Source organism: Streptomyces sp. SID5643, assembly GCF_009872555.1.
Taxonomy (GTDB): domain Bacteria; phylum Actinomycetota; class Actinomycetes; order Streptomycetales; family Streptomycetaceae; genus Streptomyces; species Streptomyces iakyrus.
The window spans coordinates 1-214 of record NZ_WWIC01000027.1; the positions used below are offsets into that span (position 1 = coordinate 1).

Here is a 214-nt window from a genome sequence, read left to right on the forward strand (position 1 = left end):
TTATGTGGATAAAAAAATATTTTAATGGTGCATTGTTACTCCTGTGCGCCATCAACGTGAACACAGTGGCGCAAACCATTGAAGCAGCTGATAGCTCACAAAGTCATGAGCGGCTCTATCAGGTAGAACTCATTATTTTTTCCCGCTATGAGGGCAACCCGCAGGAGCACTGGCCCAGGGATGTAAAGTTGGCCTATCCTGAAAATCTGGTTAG

At 45.3% G+C, this 214-nt stretch carries 1 protein-coding gene; it reads left to right on the top strand.

Features of this window, described 5'->3' with window-relative positions; translation table 11 throughout:
- A partial coding sequence (locus tag GTY56_RS40275; protein WP_237524359.1) for a peptidoglycan binding protein CsiV occupies window positions 1-214 on the top strand: 214 nt, incomplete at both ends.